An 18085-nucleotide genomic window follows, 5' to 3' on the forward strand; every position below is an offset into this window, starting at 1 on the left:
CGTTCCCGAAGCTCGGTGATGACGGGGGTGCGCCGGATTGCGCCATCTGTGGCCTTCGTCAATTCAAGGGTTCCGTCTCGTTCAAAAGCGGGTATGTTCCAGGATGAACGGTGCAGACGGCATCGACCGGTGTCAGGCTCTTCCTGAAGCGCACATCGATGGTTGACCCAACCCTACTCGCGGCGCGGACCCGCAAGATCATCCATATCGACATGGACGCCTTCTATGCTTCCGTCGAACAGAGGGACAATCCGGAGCTTCGCGGCCAGCCGGTTGCCGTCGGCAGTTCGGAGGCGCGCGGGGTGGTAGCGGCTGCAAGCTACGAGGCACGCAAGTCCGGGGTCCATTCGGCAATGCCGTCAGTGACGGCAAAGCGGAAATGCCCCGGCCTCATCTTCGTGAAGCCGCGCTTCGACGTCTACAAGGCCGTGTCCGCCCAGATCAGGGAAATCTTCGCCGAATACACGCCGCTGATCGAGCCGCTGTCTCTCGATGAAGCCTATCTCGACGTGACCGAAAACCTCAAGGGCATGGAGATTGCAACCGACATTGCTCTCGAAATCAGAGCAAAGATCAAAGCGGTAACTGGCCTGAACGCATCGGCTGGCATTTCCTACAACAAGTTTCTGGCCAAAATGGCGAGCGATCTGAACAAGCCGAATGGTCAGGCGGTGATCACGCCGAAGAACGGGCCGGCCTTCGTCGCCGCCCTCCCCGTCAAGAAGTTCCACGGCGTCGGTCCGGCGACCGCCGAGAAGATGCATCGTCTCGGTATCGAGACGGGAGCCGATCTGCGCGACAAGGACATCGAGTTCCTGGTCTGGCATTTCGGCAAGTCAGGGCCGTACTTCTATGGCATCGCACGCGGCATTGACGAGCGTCAGGTGAAGCCAGACCGGGTGCGCAAATCGATCGGAGCGGAAGACACTTTCGCCGAGAATATTCATGCCTATGGCCAGGCAGTGGACGAATTGAAACCGTTAGTCGCCAAGGTCTGGCGTTACTGCGACGCAAACAGCATCACGGGCAAGACCATCACACTTAAGGTCAAGTACGCCGACTTCACGCAGATCACCCGCGCCAGGACGATTGGCGAACCGTTCCGATCCGCAGAGGAAATCGAGGAGACAATTTGCGTGTTGCTGGAGTCCGTCTTTCCGACGCGGAAAGGGATACGCCTCCTCGGTGTGACGCTCTCCTCCCTGGAGCGCCAGACCGACATGGGCATAGAGCAATTGGTACTGCTGTGACGTGCCCCTAGCCTATCTCCGTCCGTCGCTACCACGCGGTACGGGCAGTACCCAGCGCGAACGAATGGGAGGACGATACATGCGCAACGTGGGATTTCACCGACATGACACAGTTTCCCGGACAGCTAAGTTTGTGCTGAGCAAGGTGCTTGAGCAGTTCTTCGACGTTGCGCTTCTCAGTAAGCGGAAATGTAAAAGTCATCCAAGTTCCTCCAAATAGCAGACTTCGTAAGCCATTTAAGGTTTGAACTGTTCTGCACCGCAACAAGAATTTTTAAATGAAATAATTAAAATCGATTAGCATTTTAGTTCAAAAGTTTAAAATCGATTTAAGAACTCAAGGACTTGAAAAGCGACTAGCTCAACCGCACCACGGTCGCGGTGTCGGCGGGCATCTGGTTCCACCACAGACGAACGGAACTGCCAGCCCCTCGCCGATCATGATGCTGCTGACATCGTGCCCGCCCGCATAAAGAACTGCACAGGAGCGACCATAATTGCATCGGTCAGTTCCTTCGGTATCCGGCTTGCACGCGCAAGGAACCCTTGTGAGTTTGACCGGACCGGCCACCACCAATTCCTTGAGGCGTGCCGTCGCACGGTCGCCAAGTTCCTTTTCGGATGTACAACGCGGACTGAACACCTCGGGCGCATTGTAGCCGACGAGCCGGGTACCGCTGATCTCGCCTTCGACATGGATTGTATCGCCATCGGTGACCGTGAACCTCGACGACGCGAACTCGTTCCTGGCCGACGACGGCACCACGGTTGCCGCGTGGAACTTGCTGCCGGTGACAAACTGAAAGCATGCAATCACAGCTAGGACTACCACTGCCGCTAGGAACCTCTTCGCGCTCCAACTCGGGCGATACGACCGCCGGCTGGTGAACCTCGGTTGACGGTAGCTGGGTAAACGGTGATGACTGGACGATGATGTCCGTGGTTGAAATTGGACGACGTTGGAGCGATTTCCGAGCGCCTCGAAGACCTTTCTCCACTGCTTGTCGGTGAGAGCGAAGCTGTCGCCACTACGATTGATGCGAGCCAGGATGTCGGTGAGGAACTTTCGCTGCCACGCGTTCAGATTGGAGCGGCGCAACGCGACCTCGATATCCTTTCTGAGATTACTGGCGGTTTCCATTGAACACCCGATCCTGTTTGACGGACTTTAGACCGCAAACAACTAAGGGATGCTTTCAGCGGCAACTGGTGCCGGAAGTCGAAAGGAGTCGATGCCCTTATCCGGTTGATGCCTTGAATGTTCGGCCGGGATATCCGACGTTCGGCTGCAGACACAGGGAGATGACTGCCGCATGTGTAATCTCTACCGGATGGATGATCGCGACTGGGTCAACAAGTGGGCGCAGGATGCCGAGAGCCTGATCAACCCTATGCCGGCATACCAGATCAACCCGGATCAATGGGCACCTGTCATCCGAAACACATCCGATGGCACAAGGCAGCTCGCGAACTGCCGCTGGGGCCTTCCCTCTCCGCCATATATGCAGCGGAAGGCGGCGGAGGCCCGAGCCGAAAAGCTGCGGAAAAAGGGACTGCCCGTCGACATAGGCGAACTGCTACGGATGGAGCCGGACGGCGGCGTAACGAACATCCGAAATCTGACTTTGCCACATTGGAAGCGCTGGTTCGGCGTGGAACACCGATGCCTCGTGCCCGTGACAACCTTCGCGGAGCCGGACCCGGCGAGCAAGGATGAGGGCGGAAAGACCCCGAACGCCTGGTTCTCGGCTGGCCCCGAAAACATCGCCCACCTCGCCGTCCTGTCGATTTCCACGGCGTGGTCGACTTCGAATGAGTTTGTCTTCTTGACTAAGTCACTTAGTTTCCTGAAGCGCACGATCCTGGCCAAGCGAGAGAATTTTCGATCTGCCTTTCTGGGGTCAATTTTGACCTGTCGCACGGTTCACGGAGGCTGATATCGAGCGCCTGCTGCAGGACCCTGGCAAGGTGTTGCCCTGGAGGCGGGACCCGAGAGGTCAGCCTACCCGTTGGTGACCTCTCAAGCCCTCTCAGGGGACTCGAAGGTACCCCTGCGTGTCCTTTTTTGGCGGAAGGACAAGGCCAACTTAGTCAGAGCGTGCACGCTTGAAAAGTTGGACCAAGGTCCGACCGCAAGGAGGGAGGCTGCAGGAGGGTTTGTCCGCGACATCCCAAAGCCTCCCTCATCCTTCGGGGCAGAAGGACAAGGTGCAGTTAGCGCATGCGGAGCGATTGGGTAGTCGGACCAAGGTCTGACGAATTCACAACCATTTTGCGAATCGAGACCGATACGTCCCGGCACCCAATCACCCAGCGTACTGAAGACCGTGAAAGCAAAAGAAAATCACAATCCGTGAGCTAGGACCTTTTGGCAGGCCGGAGACAACCGCGCCATATTCTCTCTAAGGCAGGCGATGCCGCGTCCGCCGCCAAGCGGAACGGCGCGGCAGTAAGATCGGAAGTCCGGCCCGCAGGCCTCGCGAGCAATGACCATCTCCTCCCGCGGCGAAAGCTGCGGTGCGGCCGTTGCTGCGGGCGCGGCAGCTTTAGGTGTGCCAGCATCCGGCGTTGCTGGCGCGTTCGACGCCCCTGAAGACGATTTCGGAGTGGCGGCGCTGCCGCTTCCGCCGAGCGCGCTGATTGCCTGCTTGCATCCCGACGACAGCGACGCTTCATGCTGCTGCAGGCAGGCAAGGGCCTCCTTGCCACCCGGCGTGACACCGGAGCAATCGGAAATGAAATCGGTACGGCAAGCGGATTTTATTGCGTTGCGCTGCGCGTCGGTCGGCTGTTGTGCCAAGGCGCTCGCGAACAAGGCGACGACGCCGATCGCGGACAAGCCAAGTCTCATTTTCCACATGCCATGTTTCAGGGATGCGATTTCCAGTGATGACGAGAAATTCTCCATAGTTCCTCTCCTGCGGAAATCACAGTGTCGACCATGTCGGCATCGTGAGGCTGCTCCTAACCCTCTCCTTCCGAGGGCGCTTCCTTGCTTTATCCACGGGGCGATCAAGCGCGACGCGCCTGTGTGCTTCCCAAGCCGAGGATCGCAATTCTCAATGCGGTATCATTTCCGTTCAGCGGTCTGTCGCCGCATCGCTTGATGTCTGCGCGCCCGGAATCGGCAGCGCACGGCGCTTCCGATATTCCTCGAAATGCTGCAGGATCACGTAGAAGGACGGCACCAGCAAAACCGCCAGGCACGTCGATGCGATCATGCCGCTGAAGACGGAAATACCGATCGATCGGCGGGCGTTGGCGCCAGCCCCCGTCGCCAGCACCAACGGCAACACGCCGAGGATGAAGGCGAACGAGGTCATCAGGATCGGGCGGAAACGCAGTCGCGCCGCAAGCACGGCGGCAGCGGCAATCTCCATGCCCTGCATGCGTTTTTCCCGTGCATATTCAACGATCAGGATGGCGTTCTTGGAGGAAAGCGCGATGAGCAGAATGAGACCTATCTGCGTGTAGAGATTATTTGCGACCCCGAGCGCCGTCAGTGCGCCGACCGTCCCGAGCAGAGCAAGGGGAACGGCGAGAATAACGGCGAACGGCAATATCCAGCTTTCGTACTGTCCGGCCAAAACGAAATAGACCAGAAGAATGGCAAGACCAAAGACGTAGTAGATCTGGCTACCCACCGCCCTTTCCTGATAGGACAGCGCTGTCCACTCGAAGCCGGCGCCAGGCGGCAGTGTCTGATCGGCGATCTGCTCCATGACATCGAGCGCCTGCCCCGAACTGAAGCCGGTGGCGGGGCCGCCGACGATCGTGGCGGTTGGATAGAGATTGTAGAGGCTGATCAGCGACGGGCCTGGCGAGCTTTTAACGTCAATTACCGTACCAAGCGGGACCATGCTGCCATCGCCAGCCTTGACCTTTAGATTACGGATATCATCCGGCCGCACGCGAAAATCCGGAGTCGCTTGCACATAGACCTGGAAGGTCCGGCCGAACTTATTGAACTGGGTGACATAACTCGAACCGACATAACCTGAGAGAGCCGAGAACACCTGCCCGACTGTGACGCCGAGCGTCTCGGCCTTGATGCGGTCGACCGACACCTCAAGCTGCGGAGCGTCCGCGCGGAACGACGTCTGCAGCCGCTGCAGCGAGGATTGCGAATTTCCGTGCTCGACGATCGTATCGGCCAACGTCTGCAATAGCGAGAAATCGAAGCTGCCGTCCTTGAGCAGCACCTGCATGGTAAAGCCGCTGGCATTGCCGATACCCTGGATTGCCGGTGGGACCACGACCAGAGTATTGGCTTGCATGACACTTTCCAGAGCGCCGTTCAAATGCTTGTATATCGACAGCAGGTCCTGGCCTTTTTCCTTTCCGCGCACGTCCCAGTCCTTGAGAATGACGTAGGCGACACCGGCATTCGGCAGGCTTGCGCTGTTGTCGAGGACCGAAATGCCGCTGATCGTCAGAACCTGGTCGACGCCCGGCGTCTGCTCCGCGATTGCGCTGACTTGCTGCATCACGGCATCGGTACGTTCCTTCGACGCACCATCAGGCAACTGCGCACTGATCAGCACGTAGCCTTGATCCTCGATCGGGAGGAAGGCCGTCGGAAGCCGGGTCAGCCCCCAAAAGGCGACCCCGATCAGCGCCAAGCCAACAAGCACTGCGACCGCGCTGTTGCGCACGAGGCCGCCAACGAGCCTGGAGTAGCCGTTCTCGGCCGCATCATAGACTCGGTTGAAGCCGCGATAGAAGAGGTTGCGCTTTTCCGGCGGCACGGGCGGTCGCAGCCAAAGAGCACATTGCGTCGGCTTCAGCGTGATGGCGTTGATCGCGCTGATCAGCGCGGTCGCGGCGATGACAAGCGCAAATTGCCGGTAGAGCTGTCCGGTTAGGCCCGGCAGGAAGGCGGCCGGAATGAAGACGGCCATGAGGACCAGCGTAATACCGATGACGGGGCCGAGGAGCTCGTCCATCGCCTTCTCTGCCGCCTGTCTGCCGGGCATCCCCTCCTCAATGTGACGCGCAACCCCCTCGACGATGACGATCGCGTCATCAACGACGATGCCGATCGCAAGCACGATCGCAAACAGCGTCGACAGATTGACGGTGAAACCGAGGGCCGCCATCGCAGCAAATGCCCCGATAATCGTCACCGGAACGGTTGTCGCCGGCACGAGCATGGCCCGCCAATTCTGCAGGAAGAGCAGGATCACGATCAGGACCAGAACGCCGGCCTCGATCAGCGTCACGTAGACTTCGCGGATCGACGCCTTGACGAATTTCGTCGTATCAAACGGCATGCTGTATTCGAGGCCGGGCGGAAAGCTCTTCGAAAGCTCCGCCATCTTCGCCCTGACGGTCTCGGCCACCGCGATGGCATTCGCCTCCGGCAACTGGAAAATGCCGATACCGGTCGCCGGTCGCCGGTTCTGCAGGAAGGACTGGCTATAGGTCTGCGCCCCGAGCTCGACACGACCGATGTCGCGGACACGCGTGATCCTGCCGCCGCCTGTGGAATCGACCTTGACGATGATGTCTTCGAAGTCAGGGGCGTCGTTCAGTCGGCCGCTGACGTTGAGCGTGTACTGGAAGTCCTGCCCGCTTGGCACCGGCGGCAATCCTACCTGCCCTGCGGTGACCTCCTGGCTCTGTTGCTGTACCGTGTTGATGATGTCCTGCGGCGTCAGCCCCCGGGCTTGCAGGAGATCCGGGTCCATCCAGATCCGCATGGCATACTGGCCGGCGCCGAAGACGCTGACATTGCCGACGCCGGGAAGCCGCGCAAGTTCGTTCTGCAGGTTGATGACGGCATAGTTCGACAGAAACAGGCTGTCGTAACGGCTATCCGGCGAAGTAAGGCTGACGAAACCGAGGATCGATGTCGACTTCTTCTGTGTCGTCACGCCCTGCACCTGCACTGCCTGCGGCAGCGACGGCATCGCTATCGCAACGCGGTTCTGGACCAGGACCTGCGCCTGGTCGGGGTCCGTGCCGATGGCAAAGGTGACGGTTAGCGAATATGTGCCGTCGCTGGCGCTGGTCGACTGCATGTAGAGCATGTTTTCGACGCCGTTGACCTGCAGTTCTATCGGCAAGGCAACGGTATCGACGAGGGTCTTGGCGCTCGCGCCCGGATAGCGCGTCGTCACCTGTACGGTGGGCGGAACCACATTGGGATATTGAGCGACAGGCAACTGAAACAGCGCCACCGCGCCAATCAGGACGATGACCAGGGCAAGAACATTGGAGAGCACCGGCCGCTCGATGAAGAAGCGCGAGATCATCTGCTTCGCCTCCTGTATCGGGCCGGGTCTCGGTTCATGGGACTTTCGATCCGCTCGGATCCCCTATTGCAGAGGCGGCGTCTATCGTGCCTTTCTCAGGCGTAACCTTCATATCGGGCACGGCCCGTTGGATCCCGGCCATGACGACCCAATCCCCTGCGTCGAGACCCGACTCGATGACCCGCATCGAGCCATTGCGCTGGCCTATTTTGACGAGCTTCTGTTCAATCACGTCGTCCTGCCCTAGCACCAGCACATAGCTGCCCTGTTGGTTGGTGCCGATCGCATCATCGCGGACGAGAAGCGCCTCCTCCTTGTGGGCAACCGGAACACGAACGCGGACGAAAAGGCCCGGCAGGAGTGCGTGGTCCATGTTGTCGATAATACCCCGAACCGAAAGCGTGCCCGTCGAAGCATCGATCTGCGGCGCCACGTAGTCGAGGTGACCCTTGTGCGGATACCCCTCCTCATCGCCGAGCCCGATTTCCACCGGTATGCTCGGGAGGTCAGCCTGAGTCAGCTTACTTCCTGCCTTTGCGAGGCTCTGCTTGATCATCAGCACCTGCGCTTCACTGACGTTGAAATAGACATAGAGTGGGTCGGTCTGAACAATCGTGGCAAGCTTTGTCGGGCCGGACACGCCGACCAAGGCTCCGACATCAACGAGGTGGTCGGTCACCGTGCCGTCGAAGGGCGCCACCACTTCGGTATATCCGAGGTTGATGTTTGCGAGATCGAGGCTCGCCTGCGCGTTCAAAATGGCGGCGTTTGCTTCGTCAAGCGTCGCCTTGGCGCTGTCGACAGCCGTCTGCGTCGTCACTTCCTGCTTCATGAGATTGAGCTGCCGGTCGTATTCCTGCTTCGCCCCGACTTGCGACGCCTGCTGCGAGGCCAGTTGCGCCTGCGCCTGGTCGACCTGTGCCTTATAGGTGTCCCGCTGGATGCTGAAGAGGCGGTCGCCCTTCTTCATCGGCGTACCGTCCTTGTAGTCTATTGATTCCAGAAAGCCCTGCACGCGGGCTTCGATGTCGACAGCGTTGATCGCGTCTGTATTGCCCGTCAGCTCAAAATATTCAACCACCGGCTGCCGTAGCGGTTGCGCCACATTTACCTTCGGCGGCGGCGGCGGCACGTAAGCATTGCTGCCGCTGTCGCATGCCGATAAGGCAGCGACCACAGTCAAAATAACGATAAGATGCAGCCCTCGATACGACCTATCGCGCATTTTTCTGCCCCGATGCATGCACGAGCTTCGGATTTCATGCGTGCCCCTGGCGGATCCCACCACTCCATACGCCGGGGCGGAGTGTAGTATCAGACAATATTTCCGCATTTCCGCGAAAGGCAATAGTAGCGCACGCGATAAATAGTTGGCGATACGGGCCGAAATGTGTGACAAAAGATGAACTTACAGTTACATTTCGGCCGCAAGAAAAAGAAACGTACAGTAGCCGAACCCCTGTCCAGAATCGGATCGAGGGGGCTGGGCCGTTCGTTTTCCGCGTCCTAACAAGCACGCCTTCCAAAGGAGTAGCTTTGTCTACGCCTTTCTGACGATGGCAATGCCGCCGGCAACCTCAAGGTACGCTGCATTCACCGCGCACCCAATCTACCATTGTAAAAAAAGAGGGCGTGACATGTCGAAATTCACGATGCTGGCGCCATTCAGGGCACGACTTGCCATCTGCGCGATCACTGCCGGATTGAGCTTTCCAACGGCGCATGGGCGGACGATTCGAAAGAACTCCTGAAGGCGATGTCCGACTATATGGCGGCGCAGAAGACGTTCTCCTTCGACTATGTCTCGTCGGTGGAGGCGGTGACGCCAGCCTTTGAAAAGCTACAATTCGTCAGCTCCGGCACCGCCACCGTCAGCCGACCAGACAAGATCCGGCTAACGCGGATCGGCGGCTTTGCCGACCTGGATGTTGGCTTCGACGGGACGAAACTGACGGTACATGGCAAGAATCTCGACGCGTACGCCCAGGTCGATGCCAAAGGGACCTTGGACGAGCTTTTTGATCGGCTGCAAAACGCCGGTGCGGAAATCCCCGGCTCCGATCTCCTGCTTTCAAACAGCTTCGATGCGCTGATGGACGGCGTAACCGAAGCCAAGCATATCTCAAGCGCCGTCGTCGATGGTGTGGAATGCGAATATCTGACCTTCCGCAAGAACGGCGTCGATTGGCAGATCTGGATCGAGGCCGGTTCTAAGCCAATACCGATACGCTACATCGTCACCAGCAAACATGTGGTGCAGGCACCACAATACATGCTTGAGGTCCGAAACTTCCGCACCGGCGAAAATGCGAAGCTGGCAGATTTCGCGATCAAAATTCCCGGAGACGCAAAGAAGGTTGACCTCAGTGAACTCGGTCAGATCGATGAACTGCCAGCGCCAACCGAGCCGATGGGAGATGCACAATGAAAACTGTCGTACGGGTTTTCGCCTTTGCGCTCGTAGTTGCGTTTACCTGCCTTGACGTCAACATGGAGGGAAGCGACCTGACCACCTTGACCGTCAGGGCGTTGCCCCCCGCCGAGGCCGAAATCGGCCGCCCCCTGACGCCGCTCTCCTATGCAGGCGCCGCCCGTCGCACGACACGCCGCGTTGTACGAAGGACAAATGTCTATCTCAGCACCCTTCCTGCCGGCTGTGTTTATGGAGCTTACCACGGAGGGTATTACTACCGCTGCGGATCACTCTATTATGCAAAGAGCGGCGCCACCTATGTTCAGGTGGTCATCGAATAGCGGGCTCGCCCTGCGTTCCAGCAGCCATCGGTGGAGCCGCCAAAAGGTTGCCGTCGCTTAATCGGAACCTACCGACGGCAACGGCGTTTCACGCTCATTGTGGACCAGAGAGCGACTTATAAACAGCAACTTGACGAGAAACCGGCGGCTGCGCCTGGCGAGCTACCGGCGCTCGGCGGTCTGGTCTTCATCGCGAACCTGGAGACTGGCATAACAAGGCGGGCCGTAAAGAACGGGTTTGTCTATTACGACGCCGAAGGCACACGCATCAGCGACCGGACGGAACTCGAGCGTATCTCGGCGCTCGCAATTCCACCCGCCTACACCGAGGTTCTGATCTCCGCCGACGCGAATTCGCACCTTCAGGCGACGGGCCGCGACGCGCGAGGCCGCAAGCAATATCGCTACCACTCCGAATGGACCGCGGCGAGAGAAAGAAGCAAGTTCGAACGGCTCGCAGATTTCGGATCGGCGCTGCCCGCGATCCGCAGGAAGGTAGACTCCGACCTCCGGCGACGGACACCCAACATCGATAAGGCACTCGCAACGATCGTTTGGCTGCTCGATAACCTTTACATCCGCGTCGGCAATGCGAGCTACGCTGCTAAGAACGCGTCCTTTGGCCTGACGACACTGCGCAACAAGCATGTGAAAATATCGGGATCGAGCATTCACTTCCGCTTCAAGGGCAAATCAGGGAAGGAATGGCGCCTGAGCCACAGCGACAGGCGCATCACCCGTGCCGTGCGCATGCTGCAGGAACTACCCGGCCAGCAACTTTTCCAGTACATCGATGACGATGCGATCTGCCACCCCATCCAGTCACAGGATGTCAACAGCTACATAAGACAAGCATCCGGAGCCGACTTCAGTTCCCGCCAATTCCGCACCTGGGGCGCAACCCAGATGGCCGCTACCGCCCTTGCTACGGTCGAACCACATGAAAGCCAACGAGGACGCACTCGGCAGATTAACATCGTCGTCGATACAGTTGCCGCCCGGTTGGTCAACACCCGCGCGGTGTGCCGCTCGTCCTACATCCATCCAAAGGTATTCGAAAGCTTCGAGACCGGCAAACTTGCCAAGCTCGCGAGTGCCCGACCGAGCCGAAGTGCCAGACTGCTGCGCTGGATGGATCAGGATGAAATTGCCGTGCTGCGCTGGCTCAAGCGTCTTACTCTGCGTTGAGAGCGCTATCCCTCGGTATTTGCACGTTTTGCGACGCTTGCCATGGAACCAAACTGTTGCTCGCGCCGTTATGGGGAATTACCGCAAATGCGGCCAAGGGAGATGGCGCCAGAGCGCCAGGGCGCAAATGGCACGTCAGACCTATTGGAAGGGCTATCTCAAGCTGTCACTCGTCACTGCCGCGGTGTCGCTGACACCGGCGACGACTGATAGCAATCAGCTCCGATTTCACGTCCTGAACCGAAAGACAAAGAACCGCGTCGAAAGCCGCTACGTCGACAGCGTCACCCACAAGCCGATCGCCGACAAGGATCAAGCCCGAGGTTATCCGCGCGGCGAAGACGACTATGTCATTCTCGAAGACAAGGAACTCGATGAAGTCGGCCTGGAAAGCACGAAGACGATCGACATCGATACCTTCGTGCCGCGCGGCTCGATCGACTGGATCTGGTACGACAAACCACATTTTCTGACGCCGGAGGACAAGGTCGGCACGGAAGCCTTCTGCGTGATCCGTGAATCCATGAAGGCGAACGATGTCGTCGGCATAGCGCGGCTTGTTCTCTACCGGCGTGAGCGCGCGGTGCTTTTGGAACCGCAAGGCAAGGGCATTATTCTCTGGACGCTTCATTTCGGCGACGAAGTTCGCCCGCCGGCCGCAACCCTGGACAGCCACAGCAAGGTTGATGACACCGTGCTCTCCCTGATGAAAAAGCTCGTCAAGGACCGGACGGAGGATTGGCAGCCCGCCATGGTGCAGGATCCGATCCAGAAGCGCCTGAGAGCCATGATCCGGGCGAAGCAGAAGAGCCTTGTTAAAGCCGCACCGCCTTCATCCAAGCGGCCGGCATCCAAACCGACGGGCAATGTCGTCAACATCATGGATGCCCTGAAGAAGAGCCTCGCCAAGGAAACGGGACGTCCGAAATCTCATTGAGAGACCGCAGCCGCTTCCGCTACTTTCGCTTCTCAAGGGGAACGGCGGCGGCGAAGAAATCCGCCCATGGATCGCTGCGCAAGGCATCGAGGCGTGCCGGGGCGTTGTCGACCGTGAAATAGGCCGGACCGATTTCCTCGGTCAGCTCGTTCCACTCAAGCGGCATCGAAACAGCTGCCCCCGGACGTGCACGCGTCGAATAGGCGGCGACTGCCGTGTTGCCGCGGCCGTTGCGCAGATAGTCGATGAAGATCTTGCCGTTCCGCTTCGCCTTCGTGGCGGTCGCGAGATATTTGTCCGGATGATCCTTGGACATGCCATCGGCCAGCGCCTTCGCGAAGGCCTTGACCGGCGCCCAGCCGGCCTTCGGTTTCAGCGGCGTCACGACATGCAGCCCCTTGCCGCCGGACGTCTTGACAAAGGCCGCGAGGCCCGCAGCTTCCAGACGCTCCTTCAGTTCGTAGGCCGCGGCGATCACCTCGGCCCAGCTAACGTCTTCGGCCGGGTCAAGGTCCATCGTGATCATGTCGGGCCGCTCCCAGCTCGCTGTCGTCGCGCCCCAGGGATGGATCTCCAGCACGGCCGATTGGACGAGGGCCACCATCCCGTCAAAGTCGGTGATGCGCAGCAACTTCTCGCCACCCCTGTCCTTCGGATCGGTGATCTGCTCGATATGCGAGTTCATGCCCTTCCAGGCGTGCTTTTGAAAAAACCGCTGTCCGGCGATGCCGTCGGGACACCGCAACAGTGCCAACGGCCGCTTGGTCACATAGGGTTCGACGAAGCGCCATACTCGGGCATAATAGCTGGCCAGGCCCTGTTTGGTGACCCCCTCCTCCGGCCAGTAGATGCGATCGGGATGGGTGAGCGCGACGCTGGATTGAGGCAGTTCCTGAGCAGTCGTCGTTGTTGCTTCGGGCATCACGTCCTCTGGCGCCTTGTCTTCTCTCAACCCGCGAAACGCGGCATGCCGCAAATTGTTGTCCGCCGACCATGCCTGAAACTCAACCTCGGCAACGAGCTTCGGTTTGACGTAGACGAGCCCTCGACGCTCCTCTGCGGTGAGCTCATCGTCAAACGAACTCTCCGTCTGCTCCATCGCCGACAGTATCTCATAGAGCTCATGCGCGACATTGACGCTGAAACCCGTTCCGACCCGGCCAACATGCTCCAGCTTGCCATTGCGGTAAACGCCCATTGCCAGCGAGCCGATCGCATTATTCATCGCGGTCGAAGGCACATAGCCGCCGATCACCAGTTCCTGCCTCTGCAGGCATTTCGATTTGACCCAGTCGCCGGTACGCCCCGACACGTACTCGCTGTCAGCCAGTTTTGAAATAATCCCCTCGAGCCCGAGCTGGCGGGCATGATCCAGCACAACGGCACCCTTCTCGGTAAAGTGCTCGCTGTAGCGAAGTCTCGCGTCGACATCGGCAAGCAGGTCCGCGAGCAAGGCTTTGCGGCTGGTCAGCGAGACCTGCTGCAGGTCGTACCCATCGAGATAAAGCAGATCGAAGGCATAGAACACGAAGCGATCGTGACGGGCTGTGCTGAGGTCGTTCTGCAAGGCCGAAAAGTCCGAAGCGCCGGTTTCGCGCTCGACGACGATTTCGCCATCGAGGATCGCCGACTTTGCCGGCAGTGCGGCAAACGCCTCGACGATTTCCGGGCCAAACTTGCCGGTCCAGTCGAGCCCGCTGCGGGTCAGCAGGGTTGCCCTGCCCTTCTCAAGCCGAACCTGCAGCCGATATCCGTCGAACTTGATCTCGTGAATCCATCCTTCTCCTGACGGAGGCTTGGCCTTGAGCTTGGCAAGCTCAGGCTCGATGAAAACAGGCATCGCCGCCTTCTCGGCCCCCTTCGGCCACTCGTGACGTTTTGGCTTCGCTGGGCTTCCTGCAGACTTAGAAGAGACGGACTTTGGCGCTCCCTTGGGACGAGAGTTCCAGGTGGCGTCAGGGTGCTTCGCCACTTCCTCGATCTTGCGGCCGGTTTTCACCGATTCAGGCCGCTGCTTGAGAATGTTGCCCTTGTGGGTAGCCTCCGCATCCTCTGCCTTGATGAGCAACCAGTTTTCCTGGCGCTCGCCCGGCTTGCCATGCATGCGAACCAGATGCCAGCGGCCGCTCAGTTTCTCGCCGTCGAGGTCAAATTCGAGATGGCCCTTCTTGTAGCCCTTGTGGGGATCGCCATTCGGCGTCCATGTGCCACGATCCCAGACCAGCACCGTGCCGCCGCCATACTGGCCCTTCGGGATGATGCCTTCGAAGTCGCCATAGTCCAGCGGATGGTCCTCGACATGGACGGCAAGCCGCTTCTCATCGGGATTGAGGCTCGGGCCACGCGTGACGGCCCAGCTCTTCAGCACCCCGTCGAGCTCGAGCCGGAAGTCATAGTGGAGCCTTGTCGCGTCGTGCTTTTGAATGACGAAGCTAAGCGCGGCTTGTGCTGGAGGCTTGCCGCCACGCCGGCTCCCCCGCGGCTCCGGCGTTACCTTAAAATTGCGTTTGGCTTGATAGGCCTCCAGAGCCATCGTCAGCTCGCCTTCGTCTGCCCGCTATCGGCCCGCGCTGCCCTTCTGGCTCGCGGCTTAGCGCTCAGTTTGGCGCTCTGGCGCAGGGCATCCATGAGATCGATGACCTTGCCCTGCGGCTTTGGCTTCGCCTTCGGCAGTTCCCTGCCCTCGATCTTCGCCTTCACCAGCTCCGAGAGCGCCGTCTCGTATCGATCCTCGTATTCCTGCGGATTGAAGGTCCCCTTCTTCGTGCCAATGATGTGGCCGGCCAGTTCGAGCATTTCCTTGTCGAACTTCATCTCAGGAATGTCCTTGAAGACCGTGTCCGGCTTGCGGACCTCGTAGTCGAAGCTCAGGGTCGTCGCGATGATATAGTCGTCCTGCGGCCGGATCAGGACCGTACGGTTCCGGCGGAAGAGCACCGCTTCCGCGATCGCGGCAACCTTCTGATCGCGCATCGCACGGGCGATCAGCCCGAGTGCCTCTTCGTCATCCTCGCTGACGGGCGCCAAGTAGTAGGGTTTGTCAAAATAGAGCTTGTTGATTTCGCTGTAGGGCACGAAATTCTGGACGTTCAGAACCTTGTCGCTCTCCGGCATGACGCCGGCAATCTCATCACCCTCTATGACGATGTATTCGCCATTGTCCAGCTGGTATCCCTTGACCTGGTCATCACGCTCAACTGCCTTGCCGGTCTCGCTATCGACGAACTGCCGCTCGACCCGATGGCCGGTCTTCCGATTGATGATGTTGAATGAGATGCGCTCCGAGGTCGAAACCGCCGTGTATAGTCCCACGCTGCAAACAAGGTCTCCAACCTTGAGATGGCCTTTCCAGCTTGCCCGCGCTGCCATGGCATTCCCCTCAGGTGTTGTTTTGCATTCCCCTCAGGTGTTGTTTTGCAATTTGCGCTTCCGCCGCTCATCAATGGCTATGATCTTCTCGACGGATGCGATCTCATCGCCCGTGACGACTGGCACCGGGTCGGCAGCGATAGCCTCGAGGACTTCCTTCGACAGTCCCCCATTGCGAATGACCCATTCCAGCGTCTCGCGAGTCTGACGCTCGGCCTTAAGCTGAGCATAGAGCGCAATGATCAGCCTGTCCCGGGCATCCACCTGCTTGCTCTTGCGATCAATTTTCCGGATCTGAGGCACCTGATCACCCGCCTGCGTCGACAACGAAGGGATTCAATGGATCTGAGGCGAAAAAGTTCCGGCGCTCGGCTGCGGGCGCCGGATTTTTTCCTTGCCTGCAGCCCGATGGGCCAAACAGGAACCGCCGACACCCTTTCGGCGCTGCCGTTAGTGTTTTACGGATCGGTCGGGATACTGGAACCAGTGACCGAAACTGGATCGCTCGCTGGAAATGTTCCTTCCAGTCCTTCGTCCAGCTGTTCGTCCATTGCGGTCTGATCGCCGGCAGCACGAGCGCTTGGCCGCGCTTTCAATCGGTCGGCGCTCGCCCCATCCGTATCGGCTGCCGCCATCACAGCCTGGGCTCGCTCGATCGCGTTCATTGAGTTGAGGGATTGCTTGTCGTCATTGCGTAACTGGACGGAAATGATCTCCCCTCCATCGCCCACGAATTCAATTGTGAAACCGAGTTTGCCACCCTTTTCGGGAATGACCTGCGTGCCGACGACCTGCATGACGCTCTCCCTTATTGAGTTTTTTCGAACCCCAATAAGGTAAGCCGAAAGGCTGGAAGTGTGACTGTCCCTCGATCATCACCTGCATCTCAGTGATCGGTTCTCTCAGCGGCCGCGGCATCTTTCATGTCACCTCCTTCAGCTCTTCTTCCCGAGGAAACGAGTGGCCGCAACCGAATGTTCCGAGGCATGTCGACGACGCGATAGGCAAAAAAAAGCCACCGCTACTCACGGTGGCTGGGAGTTTGAAGGTCATAACCTCCAGAGGGAACAGTTGCCCATCGACCGGGAGGATGGTCGACATGCGTGAGCAACTGTCGTCAATATGCGATTTTGCCGCCGCCCGCTCAATCAACCAGGCACCGAAATTCCACTGACGCGGAAATCATCTTTCCATCGTTTCGGAAAAACGCGCGATATTTGACCCACAGCCACGCCAGGAAAGCAGCATCCGCAACGATGACATCAGGACGTGGACTGCCTGGCCGGGCCCGTCGATTCGCGCAAAATCAGTTCGACGGGCCATAGTTCGTGGATCTCCAATGGAGACCGTCCCGACAACAGTTGCAGCACAAGATCGGCACATCGCGTTCCAGCCGCGCGCATGGATGACCGCGTTGCCGAAAGCGACGGCACCATGTTGTCTGCCGTCAGATACGGAAAGACGTCGTCATGAGCGATAACAGAGACGTCCCGGCCAATTTGAAGCCCCAGCGACCGGGCCGCGCGGTAAACGCCGAGTGCCGTCATCATCGAACCCGCGACAAAAGCCGTCGGCGGGTTGGGCTGCTCGAGGAATGATCGCGCGAAGCGGAAGCCGAGTTCGTCGGTGAAGTTGCCGCTCGCCATCAACTGCGGATCAGGTTCAATGCCGTGGCTTTGAAGAGCCTTGCGGAAGCCGCTATCGCGATGAAGCGCATAGGTCGCGCCCGGCCGGCCGTTGATCATGGCAATTCGCCGATGACCGAGATCGATCAGATGTGACGTCGCGCGCTTGATCGCGGTTTCGTTGTCGATATCAAGCCAGGCGTGCGGAACATCGATGGCCGACCGGCCATGGACAAGAAACGGCATGCCGAGTTCGTGGAGCAGCGCAATGCGCTCATCATTGGGTTTGGGCGAGTGGACGATGATCGCATCGACGCGACGGCTTTCCACAAGTCGGCGGTAAAGCTGCATCTCGTCTTCCTGGTTCGGATGCGCCATCGGGATGACGAGAATGTCCGTCTCCTCCGCCACTAGCCGCTCCGCCATGCCGGCCATGAATTCAGCAAAATGGAATTCGCCGGCACGCCCCATCACCACGCCGATCGCGCCGGCCCTGCCCGTCTTCAGCCGCACGGCGTTGACGTTCGGGCTGTAGCCCAGCCTGACGGCGGCTTCCGCGACGCGGGCACGCGTGGTCTCGCTCACCTCGGGATAGCCACTCAGCGCACGACTGACTGTCGTTGGAGACAATCCGACCTGTTTCGCGAACTCTTTAAGCTTCATTCAACATTGCGTCTTTCGTGCTCGTCTATCTGGCTGATCACC

14 protein-coding genes and 2 pseudogenes are annotated in these 18085 nt (G+C 59.2%); 7 read left to right on the forward strand and 9 right to left on the reverse strand.

Going from position 1 to position 18085, the window contains the following annotated elements; all coding sequences use genetic code 11:
• Positions 1-158 precede the first annotated feature (158 nt).
• Entirely contained in the window at positions 159-1250 is a 1092-nt protein-coding gene (gene dinB / locus NBG89_RS10155; protein ID WP_431322659.1) for a DNA polymerase IV, read from the forward strand.
• 361 nt (positions 1251-1611) lie between these two features.
• Here dinB and NBG89_RS10160 read toward each other — a convergent pair whose 3' ends face one another.
• Positions 1612-2082 (reverse strand): thermonuclease family protein, encoded by a 471-nt coding sequence (locus NBG89_RS10160; protein ID WP_431319861.1) that lies wholly within the window; start codon positions 2080-2082, stop codon positions 1612-1614.
• Between the two features lie 111 nt (positions 2083-2193).
• On the opposite strand from NBG89_RS10160, the gene NBG89_RS10165 reads away from it, so the two are divergent.
• Both NBG89_RS10165 and NBG89_RS10170 read left to right on the forward strand, forming a co-directional pair.
• Positions 2194-2394, forward strand: a complete 201-nt coding sequence (locus NBG89_RS10165; RefSeq protein ID WP_431319862.1) for a hypothetical protein — start codon at positions 2194-2196, stop codon at positions 2392-2394.
• Positions 2395-2563: 169 nt separating this feature from the next.
• Positions 2564-3187, forward strand: coding sequence for an SOS response-associated peptidase (locus tag NBG89_RS10170; protein WP_431319863.1), 624 nt, complete (start codon positions 2564-2566; stop codon positions 3185-3187).
• 407 nt (positions 3188-3594) lie between these two features.
• On the opposite strand, the pseudogene NBG89_RS10175 reads toward NBG89_RS10170, so the two are convergent.
• From NBG89_RS10175 to NBG89_RS10185, 3 genes and pseudogenes are all read right to left on the reverse strand, one after another.
• A pseudogene (locus tag NBG89_RS10175) lies at positions 3595-4047 on the reverse strand (hypothetical protein); the annotation flags it as partial.
• Positions 4048-4330: 283 nt separating this feature from the next.
• Positions 4331-7507 carry an efflux RND transporter permease subunit gene (locus NBG89_RS10180; RefSeq protein WP_431319864.1) on the reverse strand — a complete coding sequence of 1059 codons (3177 nt, stop codon included), beginning with the start codon at positions 7505-7507 and terminating at the stop codon, positions 4331-4333.
• A 34-nt stretch (positions 7508-7541) separates the two neighbouring features.
• Positions 7542-8732 (reverse strand): efflux RND transporter periplasmic adaptor subunit, encoded by a 1191-nt coding sequence (locus tag NBG89_RS10185; protein WP_431319865.1) that lies wholly within the window; start codon positions 8730-8732, stop codon positions 7542-7544.
• A gap of 412 nt (positions 8733-9144) precedes the next feature.
• Here NBG89_RS10185 and NBG89_RS10190 point away from each other — a divergent pair.
• The 4 genes and pseudogenes from NBG89_RS10190 (at position 9145) to NBG89_RS10205 (ending at position 12386) form a co-directional block, all read left to right on the forward strand.
• Positions 9145-9935, forward strand: a pseudogene (locus NBG89_RS10190) (DUF2092 domain-containing protein).
• On the forward strand, positions 9932-10261 hold the full coding sequence (locus NBG89_RS10195) for a hypothetical protein (protein WP_431319866.1): 330 nt from the start codon (positions 9932-9934) through the stop codon (positions 10259-10261). Before NBG89_RS10190 ends, NBG89_RS10195 begins: the two are co-directional and overlap by 4 nt.
• Before the next feature lie 99 nt (positions 10262-10360).
• Complete coding sequence (locus NBG89_RS10200) at positions 10361-11449, forward strand: DNA topoisomerase IB (protein ID WP_431319867.1); 1089 nt, start codon at positions 10361-10363, stop codon at positions 11447-11449.
• A gap of 127 nt (positions 11450-11576) precedes the next feature.
• On the forward strand, positions 11577-12386 hold the full coding sequence (locus NBG89_RS10205) for a Ku protein (RefSeq protein ID WP_088703427.1): 810 nt from the start codon (positions 11577-11579) through the stop codon (positions 12384-12386).
• A 19-nt stretch (positions 12387-12405) separates the two neighbouring features.
• Here the strand turns inward: NBG89_RS10205 and ligD are convergent, their stop codons facing one another.
• The 5 genes from ligD to NBG89_RS10230 all read right to left on the reverse strand — a co-directional run bounded on the left by ligD (position 12406) and on the right by NBG89_RS10230 (position 18043).
• Positions 12406-14919, reverse strand: a complete 2514-nt coding sequence (gene ligD / locus NBG89_RS10210) for a DNA ligase D (protein WP_431319868.1) — start codon at positions 14917-14919, stop codon at positions 12406-12408.
• A 2-nt stretch (positions 14920-14921) separates the two neighbouring features.
• A complete protein-coding gene (locus NBG89_RS10215) occupies positions 14922-15755 on the reverse strand; it encodes a Ku protein (protein WP_431319869.1) in 834 nt (277 codons plus the stop codon).
• Between the two features lie 33 nt (positions 15756-15788).
• On the reverse strand, positions 15789-16058 hold the full coding sequence (locus tag NBG89_RS10220; RefSeq protein ID WP_431319870.1) for a hypothetical protein: 270 nt from the start codon (positions 16056-16058) through the stop codon (positions 15789-15791).
• Positions 16059-16213: 155 nt separating this feature from the next.
• Entirely contained in the window at positions 16214-16552 is a 339-nt protein-coding gene (locus NBG89_RS10225; RefSeq protein ID WP_431319871.1) for a hypothetical protein, read from the reverse strand.
• Between the two features lie 465 nt (positions 16553-17017).
• Positions 17018-18043: a substrate-binding domain-containing protein gene (locus tag NBG89_RS10230; protein WP_431319872.1), complete on the reverse strand. Its 1026-nt coding sequence runs from the start codon at positions 18041-18043 to the stop codon at positions 17018-17020.
• Between the last annotated feature and the right edge of the window lie 42 nt (positions 18044-18085).

The organism is Rhizobium sp. YTU87027 (genome assembly GCF_050644135.1).
In the GTDB taxonomy this organism is placed as follows: Bacteria; Pseudomonadota; Alphaproteobacteria; order Rhizobiales; family Rhizobiaceae; genus Rhizobium.

What these genes read in the sequence shown, in the direction of transcription:
- dinB (WP_431322659.1), top strand. Translation starts at nt 159, where the DNA reads ATGGTTGACCCAACCCTACTCGCGGCGCGGACCCGCAAGATCATCCAT.
- NBG89_RS10170 (WP_431319863.1), top strand. Translation starts at nt 2,564, where the DNA reads ATGTGTAATCTCTACCGGATGGATGATCGCGACTGGGTCAACAAGTGG.
- NBG89_RS10180 (WP_431319864.1), bottom strand. Translation starts at nt 7,507, where the DNA reads ATGATCTCGCGCTTCTTCATCGAGCGGCCGGTGCTCTCCAATGTTCTT.
- NBG89_RS10185 (WP_431319865.1), bottom strand. Translation starts at nt 8,732, where the DNA reads ATGCGCGATAGGTCGTATCGAGGGCTGCATCTTATCGTTATTTTGACT.
- NBG89_RS10195 (WP_431319866.1), top strand. Translation starts at nt 9,932, where the DNA reads ATGAAAACTGTCGTACGGGTTTTCGCCTTTGCGCTCGTAGTTGCGTTT.
- NBG89_RS10205 (WP_088703427.1), top strand. Translation starts at nt 11,577, where the DNA reads ATGGCACGTCAGACCTATTGGAAGGGCTATCTCAAGCTGTCACTCGTC.
- ligD (WP_431319868.1), bottom strand. Translation starts at nt 14,919, where the DNA reads ATGGCTCTGGAGGCCTATCAAGCCAAACGCAATTTTAAGGTAACGCCG.
- NBG89_RS10215 (WP_431319869.1), bottom strand. Translation starts at nt 15,755, where the DNA reads ATGGCAGCGCGGGCAAGCTGGAAAGGCCATCTCAAGGTTGGAGACCTT.
- NBG89_RS10225 (WP_431319871.1), bottom strand. Translation starts at nt 16,552, where the DNA reads ATGCAGGTCGTCGGCACGCAGGTCATTCCCGAAAAGGGTGGCAAACTC.
- NBG89_RS10230 (WP_431319872.1), bottom strand. Translation starts at nt 18,043, where the DNA reads ATGAAGCTTAAAGAGTTCGCGAAACAGGTCGGATTGTCTCCAACGACA.